This window comes from Paraburkholderia sp. RL17-383-BIF-A (assembly GCF_046028015.1).
Lineage (GTDB): Bacteria > Pseudomonadota > Gammaproteobacteria > Burkholderiales > Burkholderiaceae > Paraburkholderia.
The window spans coordinates 256357-274518 of sequence record NZ_JARESR010000002.1 but is presented as its reverse complement, the minus strand read 5'-3'; the positions used below and the strand labels follow the sequence as shown (position 1 = coordinate 274518).

17 protein-coding genes are annotated in these 18162 nt (G+C 64.7%); 3 read left to right on the top strand and 14 right to left on the bottom strand.

The window, feature by feature from the left end; translation table 11 throughout:
* Positions 1–17 precede the first annotated feature (17 nt).
* From P0D71_RS03435 to P0D71_RS03405, 7 genes are all read right to left on the bottom strand, one after another.
* Complete coding sequence (locus P0D71_RS03435; RefSeq protein ID WP_091792916.1) at positions 18–617, bottom strand: class I SAM-dependent methyltransferase; 600 nt, start codon at positions 615–617, stop codon at positions 18–20.
* A gap of 73 nt (positions 618–690) precedes the next feature.
* A complete protein-coding gene (locus tag P0D71_RS03430) occupies positions 691–1893 on the bottom strand; it encodes a tryptophan--tRNA ligase (protein WP_091792914.1) in 1203 nt (400 codons plus the stop codon).
* Positions 1894–1899: 6 nt separating this feature from the next.
* Positions 1900–2562 (bottom strand): site-2 protease family protein, encoded by a 663-nt coding sequence (locus P0D71_RS03425; protein ID WP_091792912.1) that lies wholly within the window; start codon positions 2560–2562, stop codon positions 1900–1902.
* 47 nt (positions 2563–2609) lie between these two features.
* Positions 2610–3245, bottom strand: a complete 636-nt coding sequence (locus P0D71_RS03420; protein WP_408479278.1) for an L-threonylcarbamoyladenylate synthase — start codon at positions 3243–3245, stop codon at positions 2610–2612.
* 157 nt (positions 3246–3402) lie between these two features.
* On the bottom strand, positions 3403–4233 hold the full coding sequence (locus P0D71_RS03415; protein ID WP_408479277.1) for a 3',5'-nucleoside bisphosphate phosphatase: 831 nt from the start codon (positions 4231–4233) through the stop codon (positions 3403–3405).
* Between the two features lie 148 nt (positions 4234–4381).
* Positions 4382–5266: an alpha/beta fold hydrolase gene (locus P0D71_RS03410; RefSeq protein ID WP_408347763.1), complete on the bottom strand. Its 885-nt coding sequence runs from the start codon at positions 5264–5266 to the stop codon at positions 4382–4384.
* Between the two features lie 83 nt (positions 5267–5349).
* On the bottom strand, positions 5350–6288 hold the full coding sequence (locus tag P0D71_RS03405) for a ferritin-like domain-containing protein (RefSeq protein ID WP_408479276.1): 939 nt from the start codon (positions 6286–6288) through the stop codon (positions 5350–5352).
* 330 nt (positions 6289–6618) lie between these two features.
* Between P0D71_RS03405 and P0D71_RS03400 the strand changes: the two genes are divergently transcribed.
* The 3 genes from P0D71_RS03400 (at position 6619) to P0D71_RS03390 (ending at position 8743) form a co-directional block, all read left to right on the top strand.
* Positions 6619–7143, top strand: coding sequence for a gamma carbonic anhydrase family protein (locus P0D71_RS03400; RefSeq protein WP_408185444.1), 525 nt, complete (start codon positions 6619–6621; stop codon positions 7141–7143).
* Positions 7144–7207: 64 nt separating this feature from the next.
* The gene (gene hslO / locus P0D71_RS03395) at positions 7208–8158 is read left to right on the top strand and encodes an Hsp33 family molecular chaperone HslO (RefSeq protein ID WP_091792907.1); all 951 of its coding nucleotides are present in this window, start codon (positions 7208–7210) and stop codon (positions 8156–8158) included.
* 195 nt (positions 8159–8353) lie between these two features.
* Positions 8354–8743 carry a hypothetical protein gene (locus tag P0D71_RS03390; RefSeq protein ID WP_408479275.1) on the top strand — a complete coding sequence of 130 codons (390 nt, stop codon included), beginning with the start codon at positions 8354–8356 and terminating at the stop codon, positions 8741–8743.
* A 121-nt stretch (positions 8744–8864) separates the two neighbouring features.
* Here the strand turns inward: P0D71_RS03390 and ftsB are convergent, their stop codons facing one another.
* The 7 genes from ftsB to P0D71_RS03355 form a co-directional block, all read right to left on the bottom strand.
* Positions 8865–9299: a cell division protein FtsB gene (ftsB, locus tag P0D71_RS03385; RefSeq protein ID WP_091792905.1), complete on the bottom strand. Its 435-nt coding sequence runs from the start codon at positions 9297–9299 to the stop codon at positions 8865–8867.
* 107 nt (positions 9300–9406) lie between these two features.
* Positions 9407–10690, bottom strand: coding sequence for a phosphopyruvate hydratase (gene eno / locus P0D71_RS03380; RefSeq protein ID WP_042322785.1), 1284 nt, complete (start codon positions 10688–10690; stop codon positions 9407–9409).
* A 165-nt stretch (positions 10691–10855) separates the two neighbouring features.
* Complete coding sequence (gene kdsA, locus P0D71_RS03375; RefSeq protein ID WP_091792904.1) at positions 10856–11710, bottom strand: 3-deoxy-8-phosphooctulonate synthase; 855 nt, start codon at positions 11708–11710, stop codon at positions 10856–10858.
* On the bottom strand, positions 11707–13380 hold the full coding sequence (gene pyrG / locus P0D71_RS03370; protein WP_408479274.1) for a CTP synthase: 1674 nt from the start codon (positions 13378–13380) through the stop codon (positions 11707–11709). The genes kdsA and pyrG overlap by 4 nt, the downstream gene beginning before the upstream one ends.
* Before the next feature lie 174 nt (positions 13381–13554).
* Positions 13555–14358: an alpha/beta fold hydrolase gene (locus P0D71_RS03365; RefSeq protein ID WP_408479273.1), complete on the bottom strand. Its 804-nt coding sequence runs from the start codon at positions 14356–14358 to the stop codon at positions 13555–13557.
* 143 nt (positions 14359–14501) lie between these two features.
* Positions 14502–17246, bottom strand: coding sequence for a DNA internalization-related competence protein ComEC/Rec2 (locus tag P0D71_RS03360; RefSeq protein WP_408479272.1), 2745 nt, complete (start codon positions 17244–17246; stop codon positions 14502–14504).
* A gap of 110 nt (positions 17247–17356) precedes the next feature.
* Positions 17357–18145 carry a TatD family hydrolase gene (locus tag P0D71_RS03355; RefSeq protein WP_408479271.1) on the bottom strand — a complete coding sequence of 263 codons (789 nt, stop codon included), beginning with the start codon at positions 18143–18145 and terminating at the stop codon, positions 17357–17359.
* Positions 18146–18162: the final 17 nt, after the last annotated feature.

Here is an 18162-nt window from a genome sequence, read left to right as displayed (position 1 = left end):
ACCGCGATTGTAGCGGATTAGCCAGCCAACTCGTAACAAGGCGGAGCTGCCGCCTGCGCGGGGTCGACTGAGCGCTCCGCCTCCAGAATTGCGCAGATCCGCTGGACGTAGGCCGGGCGCGGCTGCGCGAGAAAACCATCTTGAAATGCGACCACCCGGAGCTGGCCGCGCACGCGCTCGAGCAGCTCGCCGGGCGCCAGTAGAAACGCCGGATTAGAGGGTTTGCCGACCCTTTCGTTTCCTTGCGCGAAGGTCTCGTAAACCAGCACGCCGCCGGGCGCGAGCGCGCGCAAAAGCTGTGCAAAGAGCGGGCGGTGCAGGTAATTCGTCACCACGACGGCGGCGAATTTCGACTCGGCGGGCAACGGCCACGCGGCGCCTTCGAGGTCGGCTTCGACTGGCGTGACGAGCGGCTCGCCACGCAGCATGCCGAGCGCCGCCGCGTCGCGGTCGATGGCGGTCACCGGATGCCCCAGCGACGCAAAGAACCGCGCATGCCGGCCCGCGCCGGATGCGACGTCGAGCACCGCGCCGCCCGGCGCGACCAGATGCGCCCAATCGCGCACCCAGGGGGACGGCTCGCCCAGTCCGTGCATGGCGGCAGCGGGCGTGCTCATCGACTTGCCCGCCGTTCAGCACGGCTCACCGGTTGGGTCACTCGCGTCAGTTGCTTCACTTGCGTCAGCTGCTTCAGTTGTAAGACAGGCCCATGGCCTCGCGAACGTCGCGCATCGTTTCCGTGGCGAACTTGCGGGCCTTGTCGCAGCCGTCGGCGACGATCGCGCGCAACAGCGACGGGTCGTCCATGTACTTCTGCGCGCGCTCGAGCATGGGCTGCTGCTCGCGCAGAATGCCCTCGATCACCGGCTGCTTGCACTCGAGGCAGCCAATGCCGGCCGACCGGCAGCCCTTCTCCACCCAGTCGTGAGTGGCTTCGTCGGTGTAGACCTGGTGAAGCTGCCACACCGGGCACTTGTCGGGGTCGCCCGGATCGGTGCGGCGCACGCGAGCCGGATCGGTCGGCATGGTGCGGACTTTCTTCGTGATCGTCTCCGCGTCTTCACGCAGGCCGATCGTGTTGCCGTACGACTTCGACATTTTCTGACCGTCGAGACCCGGCATGCGCGACGCCTCGGTCAGCATGGCTTGCGGCTCGACCAGAATGATCTTGCGCGAACCTTCGAGGTAGCCGAACAGACGCTCGCGATCGCTCATCGACAGGCTCTGTGATTCCTGCAACATGGCGCGCGCCTGTTCGAGCGCTTCGTCGTCGCCTTCCTGCTGGTAGGCATTGCGCAGTTCGTGATAGAGCTTGGCGCGCTTGCCGCCGAGCTTTTTCGCCGCCTCGTTCGCCTTCTGCTCGAAACCCGGTTCACGGCCGTACAGGTAGTTGAAGCGGCGCGCGATTTCGCGCGTCATTTCGACGTGCGGCACCTGGTCTTCACCAACCGGCACGAGCGAGCCGCGATACAACAGGATGTCCGCCGCCATCAACACCGGATAGCCGAGAAAACCGTAAGTGGACAGATCCTTGTCCTTCAGCTTCTCCTGCTGCTCCTTGTAGGTCGGCACGCGTTCGAGCCAGCCGAGCGGCGTGCTCATGCCGAGCAGGAGCGCCAGTTCGGCATGCTCGGGCACCTTGCTCTGAATAAACAGCGTGGCCTGCGCCGGATCGATACCCGCTGCCAGCCAGTCGGTCAGCACATCCCAGACGTTCTTTTCGATCACTTCGGGCGTTTCGTAATGCGTGGTCAGCGCATGCCAGTCGACCACGCAGAAGAAACACGGGTACTCGGACTGCAGCCGCACCCAGTTTTTCAGCACGCCGTGATAGTGGCCGAGGTGCAACGACCCGGTGGGCCGCATGCCGGAGAAGATACGGTCTGGGAACATGATTATTTAGAAAAGCGAAACAAGAGGAGTCAGAATGGCGGTGATCGCGCTATAGCCGATCGTGACAAGCGGGTTCAGCCAGTAGCGCGTCAGCGTGCCCGTCATGACGAGCGCCATTACGATGAAAAAACCGTACGGCTCGAGGCGCGACAGCGTGATGGATTGCCGCGGCGGCAGCAGCGCCATTAGCACACGGCCGCCGTCGAGCGGCGGCAGCGGAAACAGGTTCAGCACGCCGAGCACGAGATTCACGCCCACGCCGGCTCCCGCCATGCGCGTGAAGAACGGCTCGTCCACATTCATTACCGCGAGCGCGACACCGAACAGGCCCCAGACCAGCGCTTGCACGAAGTTGCAGGCCGGTCCTGCCGCCGCGACCCACAGGCTGCCCCAGCGCGGATTGCGCAGGTTGCCGAAGGCGACCGGCACCGGCTTGGCGTAGCCGAACATGAACGCGCCGCTGGTGGCGAAGTACAGCAGCAAGGGAATCGCGATCGTGCCGAGCGGGTCGATGTGCCGCATCGGATTGACCGACACGCGGCCGAGTACGTAGGCCGTGTTGTCGCCGAGCCAGCGCGCCACATAGCCATGCGCGGCTTCATGCAGCGTGATGGCGAAAATCACGGGCAACGCGTATACCGCAATGGTCTGTATCAGGGAAGAATCCATAACTCGCTATTGTAACAACGCGATTGCGTGCGTCTGTCCGCTTTCACTCATGCCGTCTCTTCGAGGCCGAACGGCGCGAGAGAGCCGCGCCCTGCCCGCACCAGCACCGGTTCCGCGCCCGTCAGATCGATCACCGTGGACGGCTCGCACACGCAGGGACCGCCGTCGATCACCAGATCCAGCTGCTTTTCCAGACGCGCGCGGATTTCTTTCGGGTCGTTCATTGGCTGGGTTTCCCCCGGCATGATCAGCGTCGAGCCGAGCAGCGGCTGGCCGAGTTCTTCGAGAATCGCCAACGTGATCGCATGATCCGGCACGCGCAGGCCGATAGTTTTGCGCGACGGATGCGAGAGGCGCCGCGGCACCTCCTTGGTAGCCTGCAAGACGAATACATAGGGGCCGGGCGTCACCGATTTGATCAGCCGGTACTGCCGGTTGTCCACCATCGCGAAATTCGAGAGTTCGGACAGATCGCGCACCAGCAGCGATAGCAGCTGCTTCTCGTCCAGTCCGCGAATGCGCCGCAGACGCTCGACCGCGTCCTTGTCGTCCAGATGGCAAGCGAGCGCGTAGCTGGAATCCGTCGGCAGCGCGACCACGCCGCCATCGTTGATGATCTGCACGGCCTGCTTGACGAGGCGCGGCTGCGGGTTATCAGGATGAAGCCGGAAGTATTGGGACATGGCTAACGTTGGCTGACGAATGAACTGCGGCTGAACGGCAAATGAACTGCGGCTGAAGACCGGCCGGAAGATCGCGCCCAAGCCTGGAGCCAGGCGCGTGCCGCGCGCCGCGCCCCGCCGGCTTTCGCGCTCGACGTGCCGTTACGGCACGGCGCGCTCACAGCCAGCGTTCCCAGACGGGCTTCAGATCGGAGGGCAGCGGCGGCAGCGTGCCGAGGTCGACACGGCCTTCGCCGGGTGCGTGGAAGTCGGACCCGCGCGACGCCTCGAAGCCGAAACGGCGCGCGACATCCGCGTATTCGCGATACTGGTCGGGCGTATGGCTGCCCGTCACCACTTCGATCGCCTTGCCGCCGAGATCGATGAATTCGGCAAAAAACGCGTCGAATTCGACCGGCGAGTAAGCATACCGACCCGGATGCGCAATGATGGCTTCGCCGCCGGCAGCCTGGATCCAGCCGACCGCGTCGGCCAGTTTGGCCCACCGGTGCGACACGTAGCCGGGCTTGCCGTCGCCCAGATAGCGCGTGAACACGTCTTGCGTGGAAGTGGCGTAGCCGTTTTCAACCATGAACCGCGCGAAATGCGTGCGCGAAATCATGTCGGGGTTCGATACGTATTTGAGGGCGCCCCGATAGGCGTCGGGAATGCCGAGCTTGGCCAGTTGCTCGCCGATGGCTTCGGCGCGCGCGGCGCGGCCGTTGCGGGTGCGCGCGAGACCGTCGATCAGGATCGAACTGGTCGGATCGATGCCCAGCCCGACGATATGCACCGTGCGCGACGCCCACGTCACCGAAATTTCGACACCGCTCAGATAGCCCATGCCGAGCGCTTCGGCGGTGTTTTTCGCTTCGTGCTGGCCGCCGAGTTCATCGTGATCGGTGAGCGCCCACAGCGTCACGCCGCCCGCGTGCGCGCGGCGCGCAACCTCGGCCGGCGCGAACTGGCCGTCGGAAACGGTGGAATGACAGTGGAGGTCGGCGTTCATCGTTGTCTTGAAAAGGATCTGCACTCATTTTACTGCAACGCAGTAAGTGGACGCAGAGCTATCTCGCGCAACCGCCGCCCGGAGGCAGTTCCCATGCGGGGCGTTCCGAAGGAAGCGCACTCTGCGATTCCTCCGCCTTTCGAGAACGCTACGCGCAGAACCCTTCGATCAGCGCGGCCACTTGCTCCGGCTGGTCGTGGTGAACCATGTGCCCTGCTTCGTCGATGATCTTCTCGCGCCAGTTCGGGAACGCCTGAAAGCGCGCCTTGAACTCGTCGAGCGGAATTTCGCCCGCGATCTGCGCAAGCGTCGGCGAGTTGGCGGCTTCCACGTGCAGCACCCTGGCGCTCACCTTGCGCCACGTCGCCATCACTTCGTCGAGACGGTACAGCGCGGGGCCGCGCAGTTTGTGCGCTGGGTCGGCGAGCAGCATGAAGCGCCCTTCGCCATCCGGCTTCGACCAATGCTGCGCGAGGAACTGCGCGCGCAGCGGATCGAGGCGCGGATTGGTCTTGATGAGACGCGCGGCGACGTCCTCGAGCGACGCGTAGCGCTTCAGTTGCGGCGGATCGCGCAATTCGTCGAGCCAGTTGCGCAGACGTTTGGGCGCCTGCGCCGCGTGCGAAGGCGCGAGGCCGAACCCTTCGAGGTCGACCACGCGCCGCACCCGCTCCGGCCGCACGCCCGCATACACGCAGGCAATGTTGGCGCCCATGCTGTGGCCGACCAGATTCACTTCGCCGGTCGGCGCATAGTGGTCGAGCAAGGCGTCGAGATCGGCCAGATAGTCCTGGATCCAGTAATTGCCGCCGCCGCGCTCCGCCACCGGCCAGTCCGACAGGCCGAAACCGCGCATGTCCGGCGCCAGCACCTGCCACTCGCCGCCCAACGCGTCGACGACGAACTGGAACGAGGCCGCGACGTCCATCCAGCCGTGCAGCATGAACAGCATCGGCGCATCCGGGTTGCCCCAGCGGCGCACATGCAGACGGATGCCGCGCACGGCGACGAATTCAGACTGGGAAGAGTTCATGAACGGCACGTCCAAAAAAGAATGGTCGTTCGATTATAACGAGATAGGCCGGCAACGCGCGGCGCCGGATTGCGAAGGAAACCTCAGTCGGCGGCGGACGGCGGCACCGCCTGCGGAGCGTCGAGGCCCGCGAGGGCTGTCAGCTCGGCCAGTTCCGCTTCGTCGAAGCCGGCCTCGCGGCGCGCCGCGAAATTGAACGGACCACGTAATTTCGGTGCGTGATACTGGTCGGCAAGACGCGTGTACGTGTCGTGAGGGTCGAATCCGCTGGCGTCGCACAGGTGCCGGAACCAGCGGTTGCCGATCAGCACGTGGCCGATTTCGTCGCGCAGGATCACGTCGAGAATTGCCGCCGATGCCTGATCGCCCGCCTGCAACAGGCGCGCTCGAATCGGCGGCGAGGCGTCGAGGCCGCGCGCTTCGAGTGTGCGCGGCACCAACGCCATGCGCGCCAGCACGTCGCCGCGCGTGCGCTCGCACATGTCCCACAAGCCGTCGTGGGCCGGGAAGTCGCCGTAGACGTGGCCGTACTGCGCGAGGCGCGCGGCCAGCAGCGAGAAGTGATAGGCCTCTTCGGCGGCGACTTTGAGCCAGTCCGTGTAGAACGCCGCGGGCATGCCAGCAAAGCGCCAGACCGCGTCGAGCGCGAGATTGATGGCGTTGAATTCGATGTGCGCGAGCGCATGCAGCAGAACCGCACGCCCTTGCGGCGATTGCATGCTGCGCCGCTTCAGCTGGCGCGGATCGACCAGTTCGGGCCGAGCGGGACGGCCCGGCAGACCGGCCGGTTCGACGAGTTCGAGGTCTGCGGCGCACACCATGCGGCCTTCGAGTACCGCCGCGTAGAGCCCTCGGGCCGCGGCGGCCTTGGCGGCCGGATCGGCTTCGCACAATGCGTGGAGCGCGGCGGCGCGCGCGCAATGCACTTGCCGTCCGGAATCGGCGACGGATGAATCAGACGGAGCGGACGGAGCGGACGGAGCGGACGGAGCGGACGGAGCGGACGGAGCGGCAGACATCATGGCAAGCGGATCGACAAAGGAAACAGCAAAAAGAGCCGAAGGCGCGGAGGCCAGGGAAACGGCAGGACGAGCCGCGGCCGATACATCGACCCGCGGCCTTCAAAGCACGAGCCGCGGCACGACCACGCATCCGGCAGCCCCAGGAGCGAAGCGGCGTATCGCGCCGCCGTATCAAGCGGCTCAAGCACACAACCGTTTACAATACTCGATTCGACGACCATCCAACGTGACCGAAGCCTTGGCGTGGCGGCACAGCCCGGCGGCGCAAGACATGCCGGCCCGTTTCGCGCCCTATTCCGCGCACGTAGCGACCGATCAAGAGGAGACACTGTGACCATTTACAAGCTTGGCGATGCCGCCCCGACCATCCATGAAAGCGTGTTCGTAGCGGATTCAGCGAGCATTATCGGCAACGTGACGCTCGAAGAGAACGCCAGCGTCTGGTTCGGCGCGACGATTCGCGGCGACAACGAGCCCATCACCATCGGCACGGGCAGCAACGTGCAGGAAAACGCCGTGCTGCACACTGACCCCGGTTTTCCGCTGACGATCGAGCCGAACGTCACGATCGGCCACCAGGTCATGCTGCACGGCTGCACGATCAAGGAAGGTTCGCTGATCGGAATTCAGGCCGTGGTCTTGAATGGTGCGGTGATCGGCCGCAACTGTCTGGTCGGAGCGGGCGCCATCGTCACCGAAGGCAAAGTGTTTCCCGACAATTCGCTGATTCTCGGCGCGCCCGCCAAGGTGGTGCGCGAACTGACCGAGACGGATATCGCCAACATGCAGCGCGGCGCGGCAACCTATGCCGAGCGCCGCGAATATTACAAGGCGCAGCTCGTGCGCATCGGCTAGCCAGCCGGTGCGCACGGCGCGCACGACGCGGCATCACGCTGCGTCATTTGACCGAGGAAAAGTTGTGAGCGACCAGTTGCAAAAATTCATGTTCAGCGCGGCGCCGGTGCGCGGCGAGATCGTTTCGCTGCGCAATACGTGGCAGGAAGTCCTGACACGCCGCGATTATCCGGCGCCGGTGCGCACGGTGCTGGGCGAAATGATGGCCGCGTGCGCGCTTCTGTCGGCGAACCTCAAGTTCGACGGCACGCTCATCATGCAGATTTTCGGCGACGGCCCGGTCAAGATGCTGGTGGTGCAGTGCGGCTCCGATCTGTCGATGCGCGCCACCGCCAAGCTGTCAGGCGAAGCGGCCAATGTGATCGGCGAGACGACCAGCATGGTCGACCTGTTGAACGCGAGCGGCCACGGCCGTTGCGTGATCACGCTCGATCCGGCCGACAAGCAGCCCGGTCAGCAACCGTATCAAAGTATCGTGCCGCTCTCGGGCGTGGACGGGCCGCTCAACTCGATGTCCGAGGTGCTCGAGCATTACATGCACCACTCGGAGCAGCTCGACACGCGCCTGTGGCTCGCGGCGAACACCGAACGCGCCGTCGGCATGCTGCTGCAAAAACTGCCGGGAGACGGCGGCATCGTCCCGCATCCGGGCGATCTGGACGCGGACACGTGGGAACGCGTCTGCACGCTGGGCGGCACGATGTCGCAAGACGAGTTGCTGAAGGAAGAACCGGAAACGATTTTCCGGCGCCTGTTCTGGCAGGAGAACGTTCAGCATTTCGAACCGGCAAAGACGCGCTTCGAGTGCACGTGTTCGCGCGAAAAGGTCGGCGGCATGCTGAAGATGCTGGGCCGCGAAGAGGTGGACGGCGTACTCGAAGAACGCGGTCACGTGGAGATTCATTGCGAGTTCTGCAACCAGCGTTACGAGTTCGATCCGGTCGATGTCGCGCAACTTTTTGTCGCCGAGGCGCTCTCACAAGGTGTGACGCCCGCGGCTGAACAGCGGCACTGAACGGGCCCGCCGGCGCGCGGGCTCCATGCGCGCCGAACGCCGGTCCATCACGCTTGTGTCACGGCAGACAATACCGTGTCGCCCGCTGCATTTTCAGGGCTCGGGCGGCACAGCATCGTCGAATATTGCGTTGAATCATTGGCGGGGCCAGGCGGCGCATGATTTGCTTAGGCATCCGACCGATGGAGATCGAACATGAACCACCCTGCTTCGTTGATGCCGCTGCTGCGTCACGCACGCGCAGCCGCCGTGCTGGCTATCGTCGTCGGCAGTGGCATGCTGGCCGGCTGCATGATGGACCCGCCGGGGCCGTCGCCGATCTATAGCCGCCTGCCCGCCGACCAGTCGGGCACGGCCGGCACCGCCCAACCGCTGACACCCGCAGAGCGCCAGCGCTATGACGCGATCGACCAGCAGGTCATGGCCGAGCAGAATCAGGCGATTGCCGCCGAAAACGCGGCGCAAGCCTGGTCGCGTTACTACACGCCGCCAGTCAGTGTGTACGGCAGCTACTACGGTGGTGGTTGGGGGCACGGCTGGGGTACGGGAATTGGCGTCGGTTACGGGCCGTACTGGGGTTGGTGAGCGGCGGCAAGCTCACGCGGCGCGAGAATCCGGCCCGACGAGCGAGCATAAAGAAAAAGGCACGGTACTCGCCGTGCCTTTTTTACGTCTCTCGTATTGCGCCCTTGAGCCGCGACGAAGCTCAGTGCGCAGGCTTCTTCTCGTTCGCAGCACCTTTGCCGCCGTGCTTGCGATCCGGCTTCGCGCGCGATTCCGGATTCGGCACCACATGCAGCGGCGCCGCCGACATCTCACCGCGCGTGGATGTGGTCACCGATGGCGTGTTCGCCGTCGGCAACGGCGCATTCGGCGATACGAACTGCACGAACACTTCGCCGTCCTTCACCATGCCCATTTCATAGCGCGCCCGCTCTTCGACCGCGGCCGTGCCGTTCTGCAAATCCTGCACTTCACCTTGAATGCGCTCGTTACGCAGCTTCGAGTCGGCATTCTTTTGCACCTGCTGCGCCAGTTGCTGCTGCAACTCGTGGACGCGCAGCCAGCCGCCATGCCCCCACCAGAGCGGGTACTGGATCAGCGCCAGTAGAACGATCAGGACAGCAGTGACAAGCCGCATGAAGTAAGCACAATAAATACACGCCGCCCTGCGCTATACGCAGGGCGGCGGGGTCAATCAGAAACGAAGGATAACCGGCTCATCGGTCGGCGCCAGCACAACAGCCATTAGCGCAGATTGTAGAACGCCGACTTGCCCGGGTAGCTGGCGATATCACCGAGGTCTTCTTCGATGCGCAGCAACTGGTTGTACTTCGAGATGCGGTCCGAGCGCGACAGCGAACCCGTCTTGATCTGACCGGCGTTCAGGCCGACTGCGATATCCGCAATCGTCGAATCTTCGGTTTCGCCCGAGCGGTGCGAGATCACGGCCGTGTAGCCCGCGCGCTTGGCCATTTCGATCGCCGCGAAGGTTTCCGTCAGCGTGCCGATCTGGTTGATCTTGATCAGGATCGAGTTGGCGATGCCCTTCTCGATGCCTTCCTTCAGGATGCGCGTGTTGGTGACGAACAGGTCGTCGCCCACGAGCTGAACCTTCTTGCCGAGCTTGTCGGTCAGAGTCTTCCAGCCGGCCCAGTCGCTTTCGTGCATGCCGTCTTCGATCGAGACGATCGGGAATTTGTCGGCCAGGTTCGCGAGGTAATCCGCGAATTCCGTCGAGGACAGTTGCAGGCCTTCACCAGCCAGCTGGTACTTGCCGTCGTGGTAGAACTCGCTCGCTGCGCAGTCGAGCGCGAGCAGCACGTCTTCACCGGCGCGGTAGCCTGCTTTCTCGATGGCTTGCAGGATAGTCGACAGGCATTCGTCGTTGCTGCCGAAGTTCGGCGCGAAGCCGCCTTCGTCGCCCACTGCCGTGCTCATGCCGCGATCCGACAGGATCTTCTTCAGCGCGTGGAACACCTCGGCGCCGCAGCGCAGTGCTTCGCGGAAGGTCGGCTGGCTGACCGGCACGATCATGAATTCCTGGATGTCCAGGCTGTTGTTGGCGTGCGCGCCGCCGTTGACGATGTTCATCATCGGCACCGGCAGTTGCATCGCGCCCGAGCCGCCGAAGTAGCGGTACAGCGGCAGGCCGGCTTCTTCAGCAGCGGCTTTGGCGACGGCCATCGAGACAGCCAGCATCGCGTTCGCGCCGAGGCGCGACTTGTTGTCGGTGCCGTCGAGCTCCAGCAGCGTCTTGTCGAGGAACGCCTGCTCGGAAGCGTCCAGACCCATGATCGCTTCGGAGATTTCGGTGTTGATGTGCTCGACGGCCTTCAGCACGCCCTTGCCGCCGTAACGGCCGGCTTCGCCGTCGCGCAGTTCGATCGCTTCGCGCGAACCCGTCGACGCACCCGACGGCACCGCAGCGCGGCCCATCGTGCCCGACTCGAGCAGCACGTCGCATTCGACGGTGGGGTTGCCTCGCGAATCGAGAATCTCTCGACCGATGATATCTACGATAGCACTCATGGTTTCCTCAAGAAATGACGTTGAATTCTTTACTGTGACACTGTATCTGGCGCAGACCGGTCTCCCCGGCAAACTGCTTGCGCGCCGATACGTTCGACGACCATTGCGTGCATTCGCCGCGTGCCGATTGTGCAATCCGATCGTGACACGCGGTGAATGCCTGAATCAGTTGAAATCGCTTTCGAGGAACGGCGCGCGCTTGACGGCCTGATCGAGCGTAACCAGCGTCTCGAGCAGATCGGCCATGCGATGAAGCGGCACCGCGTTCGGACCGTCCGATTTGGCTTCGGCCGGATTCGGGTGAGTCTCCATGAAGAGTCCCGACACGCCCACCGCCACCGCGGCACGTGCGAGCACCGGCACGAACTCACGCTGACCACCCGAGCTCGTGCCCTGCCCGCCCGGCAACTGCACCGAGTGAGTGGCGTCGAACACGACCGGCGCGTTGGTTTCGCGCATGATCGCGAGCGAGCGCATGTCCGACACGAGATTGTTATAGCCAAACGACACGCCGCGCTCACACGCCATGAAACGGTCTTCCGACAGACCCGCTTCACGCGCGGCATCGCGCGCCTTGTCGATCACGTTCTTCATGTCGTGCGGGGCGAGAAACTGGCCTTTCTTGATGTTGACCGGTTTGCCCGAACGCGCGCAAGCGTGGATGAAGTCCGTTTGACGGCACAGGAAAGCCGGCGTTTGAAGCACGTCGACCACCGAGGCGACCTGCTCGATCTCGTGCTCGGCGTGAACATCGGTCAGCACGGGCAGACCGAGTTGACGCTTCACTTCGGACAGGATGCGCAAACCTTCGTCCATGCCCAGACCGCGGAACGACTTGCCGCTGCTGCGGTTGGCCTTGTCGTACGACGATTTGTAGATGAACGGAATATTCAGCTTCGCGCAGATTTCCTTCAGCCGGCCGGCTGTGTCGATCGTCATCTGTTCGGATTCGACGACACAGGTGCCTGCGATCAGGAAAAACGGCTTGTCGAGCCCGATTTCGAAATCGCCCAGTTTCATGCTTTCTCCCCGACTGCGGTCGCCGTGCTTGCCTCGTGGTGCGCGAGCGCTGCTTCGACGAACGACTTGAACAACGGATGGCCGTCACGCGGCGTGGACGTGAATTCCGGGTGGAACTGCACGCCGACGAACCACGGGTGCATGCTGCGCGGCAATTCCATCATTTCCGGCAGATCTTCACTCGGGGTACGGGCGCTGATGATAAGGCCGCCCGCTTCGAGTTGGGGCACGAAGCGGTTATTGACTTCATAACGGTGGCGATGGCGCTCGTTCACGTCCTTGCCATAGATCTCTTCCGCCATCGTGCCGGGCTTGATCGGGCAGCGTTGCGAGCCGAGGCGCATCGTGCCGCCCAGATCCGACTCTTCCGTGCGCTTCTCGACGCGGCCTTCACGGTCGTACCATTCGGTGATCAGCGCGACCACGCGGTTCGGCGTTTCCTGATCGAACTCGGTGCTGTTCGCGTCTTTCAGACCCACCACGTCGCGGGCGAATTCGATCACCGCCAGTTGCATGCCGAGGCAGATGCCGAGATACGGCACCTTCGCTTCACGCGCATAACGGATCGCGGCGATCTTGCCTTCGGTGCCACGACGGCCGAAGCCACCCGGCACGAGGACCGCGTCCAGATGCTTGAGGCTTTCGACGCCTTGCGTCTCGATTTCTTCCGAGTCGATGTATTCGATGTTGACCTTGGTCGACGTATGCATCGACGCATGGCGCAGCGCTTCGATCAGCGACTTGTACGACTCGGTCAGATCGACATACTTGCCGACCATGCCGATCGTGACTTCATTCTTCGGATGCTGCAGCTTCTCGACCAGTTCGGACCACATGGACAGATCGGCCGGCTTCGGCGTGAGCTTGAGCTCTTCGCAGATGATCGCGTCGAGGCCCTGATCGTGCAGCATCTGCGGAATCTTGTAGATGCTGTCCGCGTCCCACACGGAGATCACGGCGTCTTCCGGCACGTTCGAGAACATGGAGATCTTCGCGCGCTCGTCGTCCGGAATGCGGCGGTCGGCACGGCACAGCAGCACGTGCGGCGAGATACCGATTTCGCGCAGCTTCTGCACGCTGTGCTGCGTGGGCTTGGTCTTCAGTTCGCCGGCCGTGGCAACCCAGGGCACCAGCGTGAGGTGCACGAAGCACGCGCTGTTGCGGCCCATGCGCAGGCTCATCTGACGGGCTGCTTCGAGGAACGGCAGCGATTCGATATCGCCCACGGTGCCGCCCACTTCGACGATGGCGACGTCCGGCTCACCGCACGTTGCGGAAGCCGCACCGCGTTCGATGAACGCCTGGATTTCGTTCGTGATGTGCGGGATGACCTGCACCGTCTTGCCGAGATAATCGCCGCGGCGTTCCTTGCGGATCACCGATTCGTAAATCTGGCCCGTGGTGAAGTTATTGGCCTTGCGCATCTTCGTGCTGATGAAGCGCTCATAGTGGCCGAGGTCGAGATCGGTCTCCGCTCCGTCTTCCGTCACGAACACTTCGCCGTGTTGAAACGGGCTCATCGTGCCGGGGTCGACATTGATGTAGGGATCGAGCTTGAGGAGGGTGACTTTAAGACCGCGCGATTCGAGGATCGCGGCGAGGGAAGCGGCGGCAATACCCTTGCCGAGGGAAGATACTACGCCGCCGGTGACGAAAACATATTTGGTCATCGCTGGATGCTCGCGGGAAAAACGGATTATACCGTAAAGCAGGGTCTCAACCCAGCAAAATCCGAGCGATGTCTGCGCGCGCATATGCCACGGCGGCGGCCGTCGCCGCAGGTCGATCATGCACCGTTTTTTGCGGCGCATGCGCGGCGGCCATGCGCTGCACTCAACGCGGCGTCAGGCGCGCCGCTCCAGTTCATGCAACATGCGTTGCACCGCGCGCGCGGTTTCGAGCGGTTTTTCCATCGGGTACAGATGACTGCCCTCGATCCATTCCACATGACCGCCGGTCGCGCGGCGGGTGGCCGCAAGACCGGCCTGGCGAATCTCCTTCGAACGCGTGCCGGCGATGAAACCCACCGGCACCGGTGCGCCCCGGGCGAGCCGCGAGCCGAGCGTATGCGGCAAGGTTCTATAGATCTGATACTCGGTGCGGCGATCGAACGCCAGCGAACGCGAGCCGTCCGGCGAAGTTTGCGGAATCCCGAAGTCGATGTAGTCGGAGAGCATGCGCTCATCCCAGCGCGCGAATGCCGGCTTCGAATGGAAATGCCGCCACGCTTCGTCGCGGCTCGCCCACTGGGTGCGGCGCGTACGGGTGGCGGCCGTGGGCGAGAGACGCTCGTCGAGCCCGGTCCATTGCGACACCCGCAGCATGCTGCTGCGCCAGCCGGCGATCACCGGCGAATCGAGCATCACGACCCCTCTCACCCACTGCGGCTTTTTCAGCGCGGCCATCAGCGACAGATAGCCGCCGAGCGAATGCCCCACCAGCCACACCGGGTGTTCGTACGTTCTGCCGATGTCGTCGAGCAACTGCTCGACCAGATGCGGCCAGTCCTGCGTCACCGGAAAGCGCGCGTCGTGACCGATCCGCTCGATGGAGCGCAGTTCGTAGTCGTCGGCGAGTTCGGCGAAGATCGTCCGGTAGGTCGACGCCGGAAAGCCGTTCGCGTGCGAGAAGTGGATGATGTTTTTCAACTGCGGCTATCTCCGTTCTGTTTTTTGCGCGCGGGGCTTCCGTGCGCGCTTGCGCGCAGGCGCTTTGCCCAGCAGCGCGCTTCTTGTGCGGTCCTGCTGCGTTTCGTCCGTCCATGCCGGCCGGCATTTCGCCGACAAGCCTGCTAGCGATCCATCCAGTAGCGGCGCTGCGTGTCGCGATAACGCTCGAGCGTCAGCCCGGCACTTTCGCTCGTGGCGCGAGTATTAGACCCGGCGTCCGGGTTCACCTCGACCCGCACCGCACCGTCCGTATCGCTGCGGCCAAGTTCGATCTGTCTTGCCTTGTAGCGCTCGAACACACCCGCATGCGGATGATGAAAACGGTTGCGATAGCCTACCTGAAATAGCGCGACGAGCGGGTCGATAGAGTCGAGGAACGGCTCGGTCGACGAGGTCTTGCTGCCGTGATGCGGCACGACCAGCACCTGAGCCTGCAATGCGCCGCGATCACGCGCGAGCAGAACGCGTTCCACGGGCGCCTCGATATCCGCCGTGAGCAAGGCGGTCATGACCGGCGGCGTTGTTTGAACGGGTTGAACGCCCGCGGTCGGCTGCCCGGTGGCGGGCGGCAACGTGCTGACCCGCAGCACGCAGCAATGCGCGTTCGGCTTGCCTTGCAGCGGACCGGCGTCGGGCCAGAGCATCGCGAACTCGACGCCGTCCCACTGCCAGCGCTGCCCAGCCGCGCAGGGCAGCGTGTCGGCGCCGTGCCGGCGCGCGTTCGACCACAGCGCATTCGACGGCGCCAACGCCGCCACCATTTGATGCACCTCGATCGCGTCGAGAACAGCGGGCGCGCCGCCCGAATGATCGGAATCGGCGTGGCTGACGATCAGCGTATCGAGCGCGTTCACACCATGCGCCTGCAAGAACGGCACGACCACCCGCTCGCCCGCGTGAGTCGATTCCGGTCCCGGACCCGTATCGAACAGCAACGTGTGACGCGCCGTTTGCACCAGCACGGACGTACCTTGACCGACGTCCAGCGCCGTGAGGCGGAAGCTGCCGTGCGGTGGCCCGGACGGCGCCGGCATGACGAGCGGCAGCCACGTCAGCGGTGCGGCCCAGCGCAACGGCCAGCCGCGCGGCGCCAGACACCAGAGCACGCCGAGCGCGGCGGCGGCCAGCGTCCACGCATCCGGTTGCGGCAGGCGCCAGAGCGCCCAGGCGGGACCCGACAGCCGCTGCAAGCCCGCGGCCAGGCACTCCAGCAAAGCATGCGCGACATGCCACGCGTAAGCGTCGAGCGGTGCAGGCAACGCGACGCCCGCCAGTACCGACGGCGTCACCAGCAGGCTCACCCACGGAATCGCGAATGCATTCGCGAGCGGACCGATCAGCGGAATCTGCGCGAACCAGTAAACGGTGAGCGGCGCGAGCGCGACCGTCACGGCGAACTGCACCTGCGCCGCACTGCGCAGTCTTTCGCCTGCACCGCGCACGCGGCGCGGCAATCCGGCACGCAGCCTCGATAGCCAGGACGGTGACTCACCGTTCTCGTTTGCATCGTCGCGGTGCTGTTCGTGGTCCCGCACTTGCGGGCGTCCCGACATGGCGAACAGGATCGCCGCGACCGCGCAGAAGGACAACCAGAATCCCGCCGACACGACCGCCCAGGGATCGATCAGCACCACGAGCCCCAATGCCCAGGCAAGCACCGCGGACCGCGCCACATTGCGCCCGCTGACGAACGCGAGTGCGACCACAGCCGCCATCCACAGCGCGCGCTGCGCCGGCACATTGAAGCCGGCCAACGCGGCGTGCAGCGCGGCGAACAGCGCACCGCCCGTCATCGCGACGACTTGTGCGGGCAGCCGCAAGGGCCAGTCGCGGCCGATCCAGCCGGAGCGCCGCCACAGCGCTCCCGCGAACCAGCCCGCGAGGCCCGCGACGAAGCCAATGTGCAGTCCCGAAATCGCCACGAGATGACTCGTGCCCGTGCCGCGCATCAGCAGCCAGTCAGCGGCGCTGACTTCGTCCTGCGCGCCGATGGCGAGCGCCACGACGATCCCGCGGTGTGGCGCATCCCCGAGTACCGCGCCGATCCGCGCGCGCAGCGCCGCCCGCCAGCGGTCCACCGTCACGCCGATCCCGCGTGCGTGGCCACGCAATCGCACCGCGCGAGCCGGCGCGCTCACGTAGCCGGTGGCGCGCACGTTGCGGGCGAGCAGATTGGCCTCGGCATCCCGCACGCCGAAGTTGGCGTTGCCATGCGGACGTTTGAGCCGGACGGTCAACTGCCAGCGTGCGCCGGGTTCGAGGATCGGCGGCGGCGCATCTTCGGCAATCCACGATAGCTGGATCACGCGCGGGAAATTGGCAATAGGCGCGTCGGCCGATTCGACGTCGAATAGAAAACGCGCGCCGTTTTCGTCGCGTGACGGCAAGCCTTTGATAGTGCCGGAGACTTCGATATCGCGGCCTTCCCATGCAGTCGGCAAGCTCACCGCGAGGCGCATCTCCGCGCGCAGGGCGGCGTAGCCGAAGCCCGCGCACAACGCGGCGCACCACACGGCGCCCCAACCGGCGACTGAACGCAGGCGCGGGGTAAAGCGGACGCGAGTTATGAGTGAAGCGAGCTTCGCGGCGCGAGCGTACGCGCCAAACGTAGGCGCGGCGGTTGGCGGCGGCGGCGACGCGGGAGCCGGAGCTAAACACTCCTTCGCGCCAGCAGCCAAACCGGCTGCCGCACCCACCGCCCCATGCCCCTCCACCAACCCCTCAGCCCCGCCCAACCCCCACACCGCCACGACAACCGCAGCGCACACGACCATCACCAGCCCGCACATCGCCACCCAATCCGGCAGCGCCGCCTGCCGCTGCAGCCAGACCACCCCCAACGCAAACCCGCACCACCATGCCCGCATCCGCCCTCCGCCAGCAGACGCCGGACGACACAACGCCTACGCGCGGGCGTCAACGAACCCGCCGGGCGTGGGTGTCGCCCGGCGCGAACCACTCAGACCATCGAGTTCAATTATGCAGAGGAAAGTGCGAGCCGCGGCAGCGCGGCGAGCGCGTTAGCCGTTGTGCCTAGGGCGGCTTCATCGGCTGTCATGCCGCGCAGTTGCGCGAGGCCCGCGCCGATCGCCGGAATCTGCTCCGGCGAATTGCGCTGCTTGTAAATCCAGGCCGGCGCGATGTCCGGCGCATCGGTCTCGACGACCAGTGCGTCGAACGGCAACTGTTCGGCGAGGCGGCGGATTTGCCGCGCCCGCTCGAACGTCAGATTGCCGCCGAAACCGAGATGCATGCCCTGGTCGATATACGCCTGAGCCTGCTGAAAACTGCCGTTGAATGCATGCGCAATGCCGCGATGAATCTGATGCCGCCGCAGCCCCTTGATCACCTGATCCTGCGATTTGCGCACATGGCAGATCACCGGCAGGTCGAATTCGCGTGCGAGTCGCAACTGACCGTTGTAGAAGAACTGCTGGCGCGCGTCGTCGAGACCGTCGACGAAATAATCCAGCCCGATCTCACCGATACCGACAAACAGCGGATCGTCGAGACTCGCCTCGATTTCCATGCGCAACAGATCAAGATCGCTCTCTTGCGCCGACGGCGTGAACAACGGATGGATGCCGAGCGCATACGCGCCGCCGGCGACCCGGTGCGCCAGTTCGCGCACCCTGGCGAAATTCTCGCGTCCGATCGCCGGAATCACGATCCGCCCCACGCCCGCGCGCTGCGCCGCCGCCGCGACCTGCGCGCGGTCGGCGTCGAATTCCGAAGCATCGAGATGACAGTGCGTATCGATCCACATGGCGTGCCTCGCTAACG

Coding starts and splice junctions, on each gene's coding strand:
- P0D71_RS03435 (WP_091792916.1), bottom strand. CDS start 617: ATGAGCACGCCCGCTGCCGCCATGCACGGACTGGGCGAGCCGTCCCCC.
- P0D71_RS03430 (WP_091792914.1), bottom strand. CDS start 1,893: ATGTTCCCAGACCGTATCTTCTCCGGCATGCGGCCCACCGGGTCGTTG.
- P0D71_RS03425 (WP_091792912.1), bottom strand. CDS start 2,562: ATGGATTCTTCCCTGATACAGACCATTGCGGTATACGCGTTGCCCGTG.
- P0D71_RS03420 (WP_408479278.1), bottom strand. CDS start 3,245: ATGTCCCAATACTTCCGGCTTCATCCTGATAACCCGCAGCCGCGCCTC.
- P0D71_RS03415 (WP_408479277.1), bottom strand. CDS start 4,233: ATGAACGCCGACCTCCACTGTCATTCCACCGTTTCCGACGGCCAGTTC.
- P0D71_RS03410 (WP_408347763.1), bottom strand. CDS start 5,266: ATGAACTCTTCCCAGTCTGAATTCGTCGCCGTGCGCGGCATCCGTCTG.
- P0D71_RS03405 (WP_408479276.1), bottom strand. CDS start 6,288: ATGATGTCTGCCGCTCCGTCCGCTCCGTCCGCTCCGTCCGCTCCGTCC.
- P0D71_RS03390 (WP_408479275.1), top strand. CDS start 8,354: ATGAACCACCCTGCTTCGTTGATGCCGCTGCTGCGTCACGCACGCGCA.
- ftsB (WP_091792905.1), bottom strand. CDS start 9,299: ATGCGGCTTGTCACTGCTGTCCTGATCGTTCTACTGGCGCTGATCCAG.
- eno (WP_042322785.1), bottom strand. CDS start 10,690: ATGAGTGCTATCGTAGATATCATCGGTCGAGAGATTCTCGATTCGCGA.
- kdsA (WP_091792904.1), bottom strand. CDS start 11,710: ATGAAACTGGGCGATTTCGAAATCGGGCTCGACAAGCCGTTTTTCCTG.
- pyrG (WP_408479274.1), bottom strand. CDS start 13,380: ATGACCAAATATGTTTTCGTCACCGGCGGCGTAGTATCTTCCCTCGGC.
- P0D71_RS03360 (WP_408479272.1), bottom strand. CDS start 17,246: ATGCGGGCATGGTGGTGCGGGTTTGCGTTGGGGGTGGTCTGGCTGCAG.
- P0D71_RS03355 (WP_408479271.1), bottom strand. CDS start 18,145: ATGTGGATCGATACGCACTGTCATCTCGATGCTTCGGAATTCGACGCC.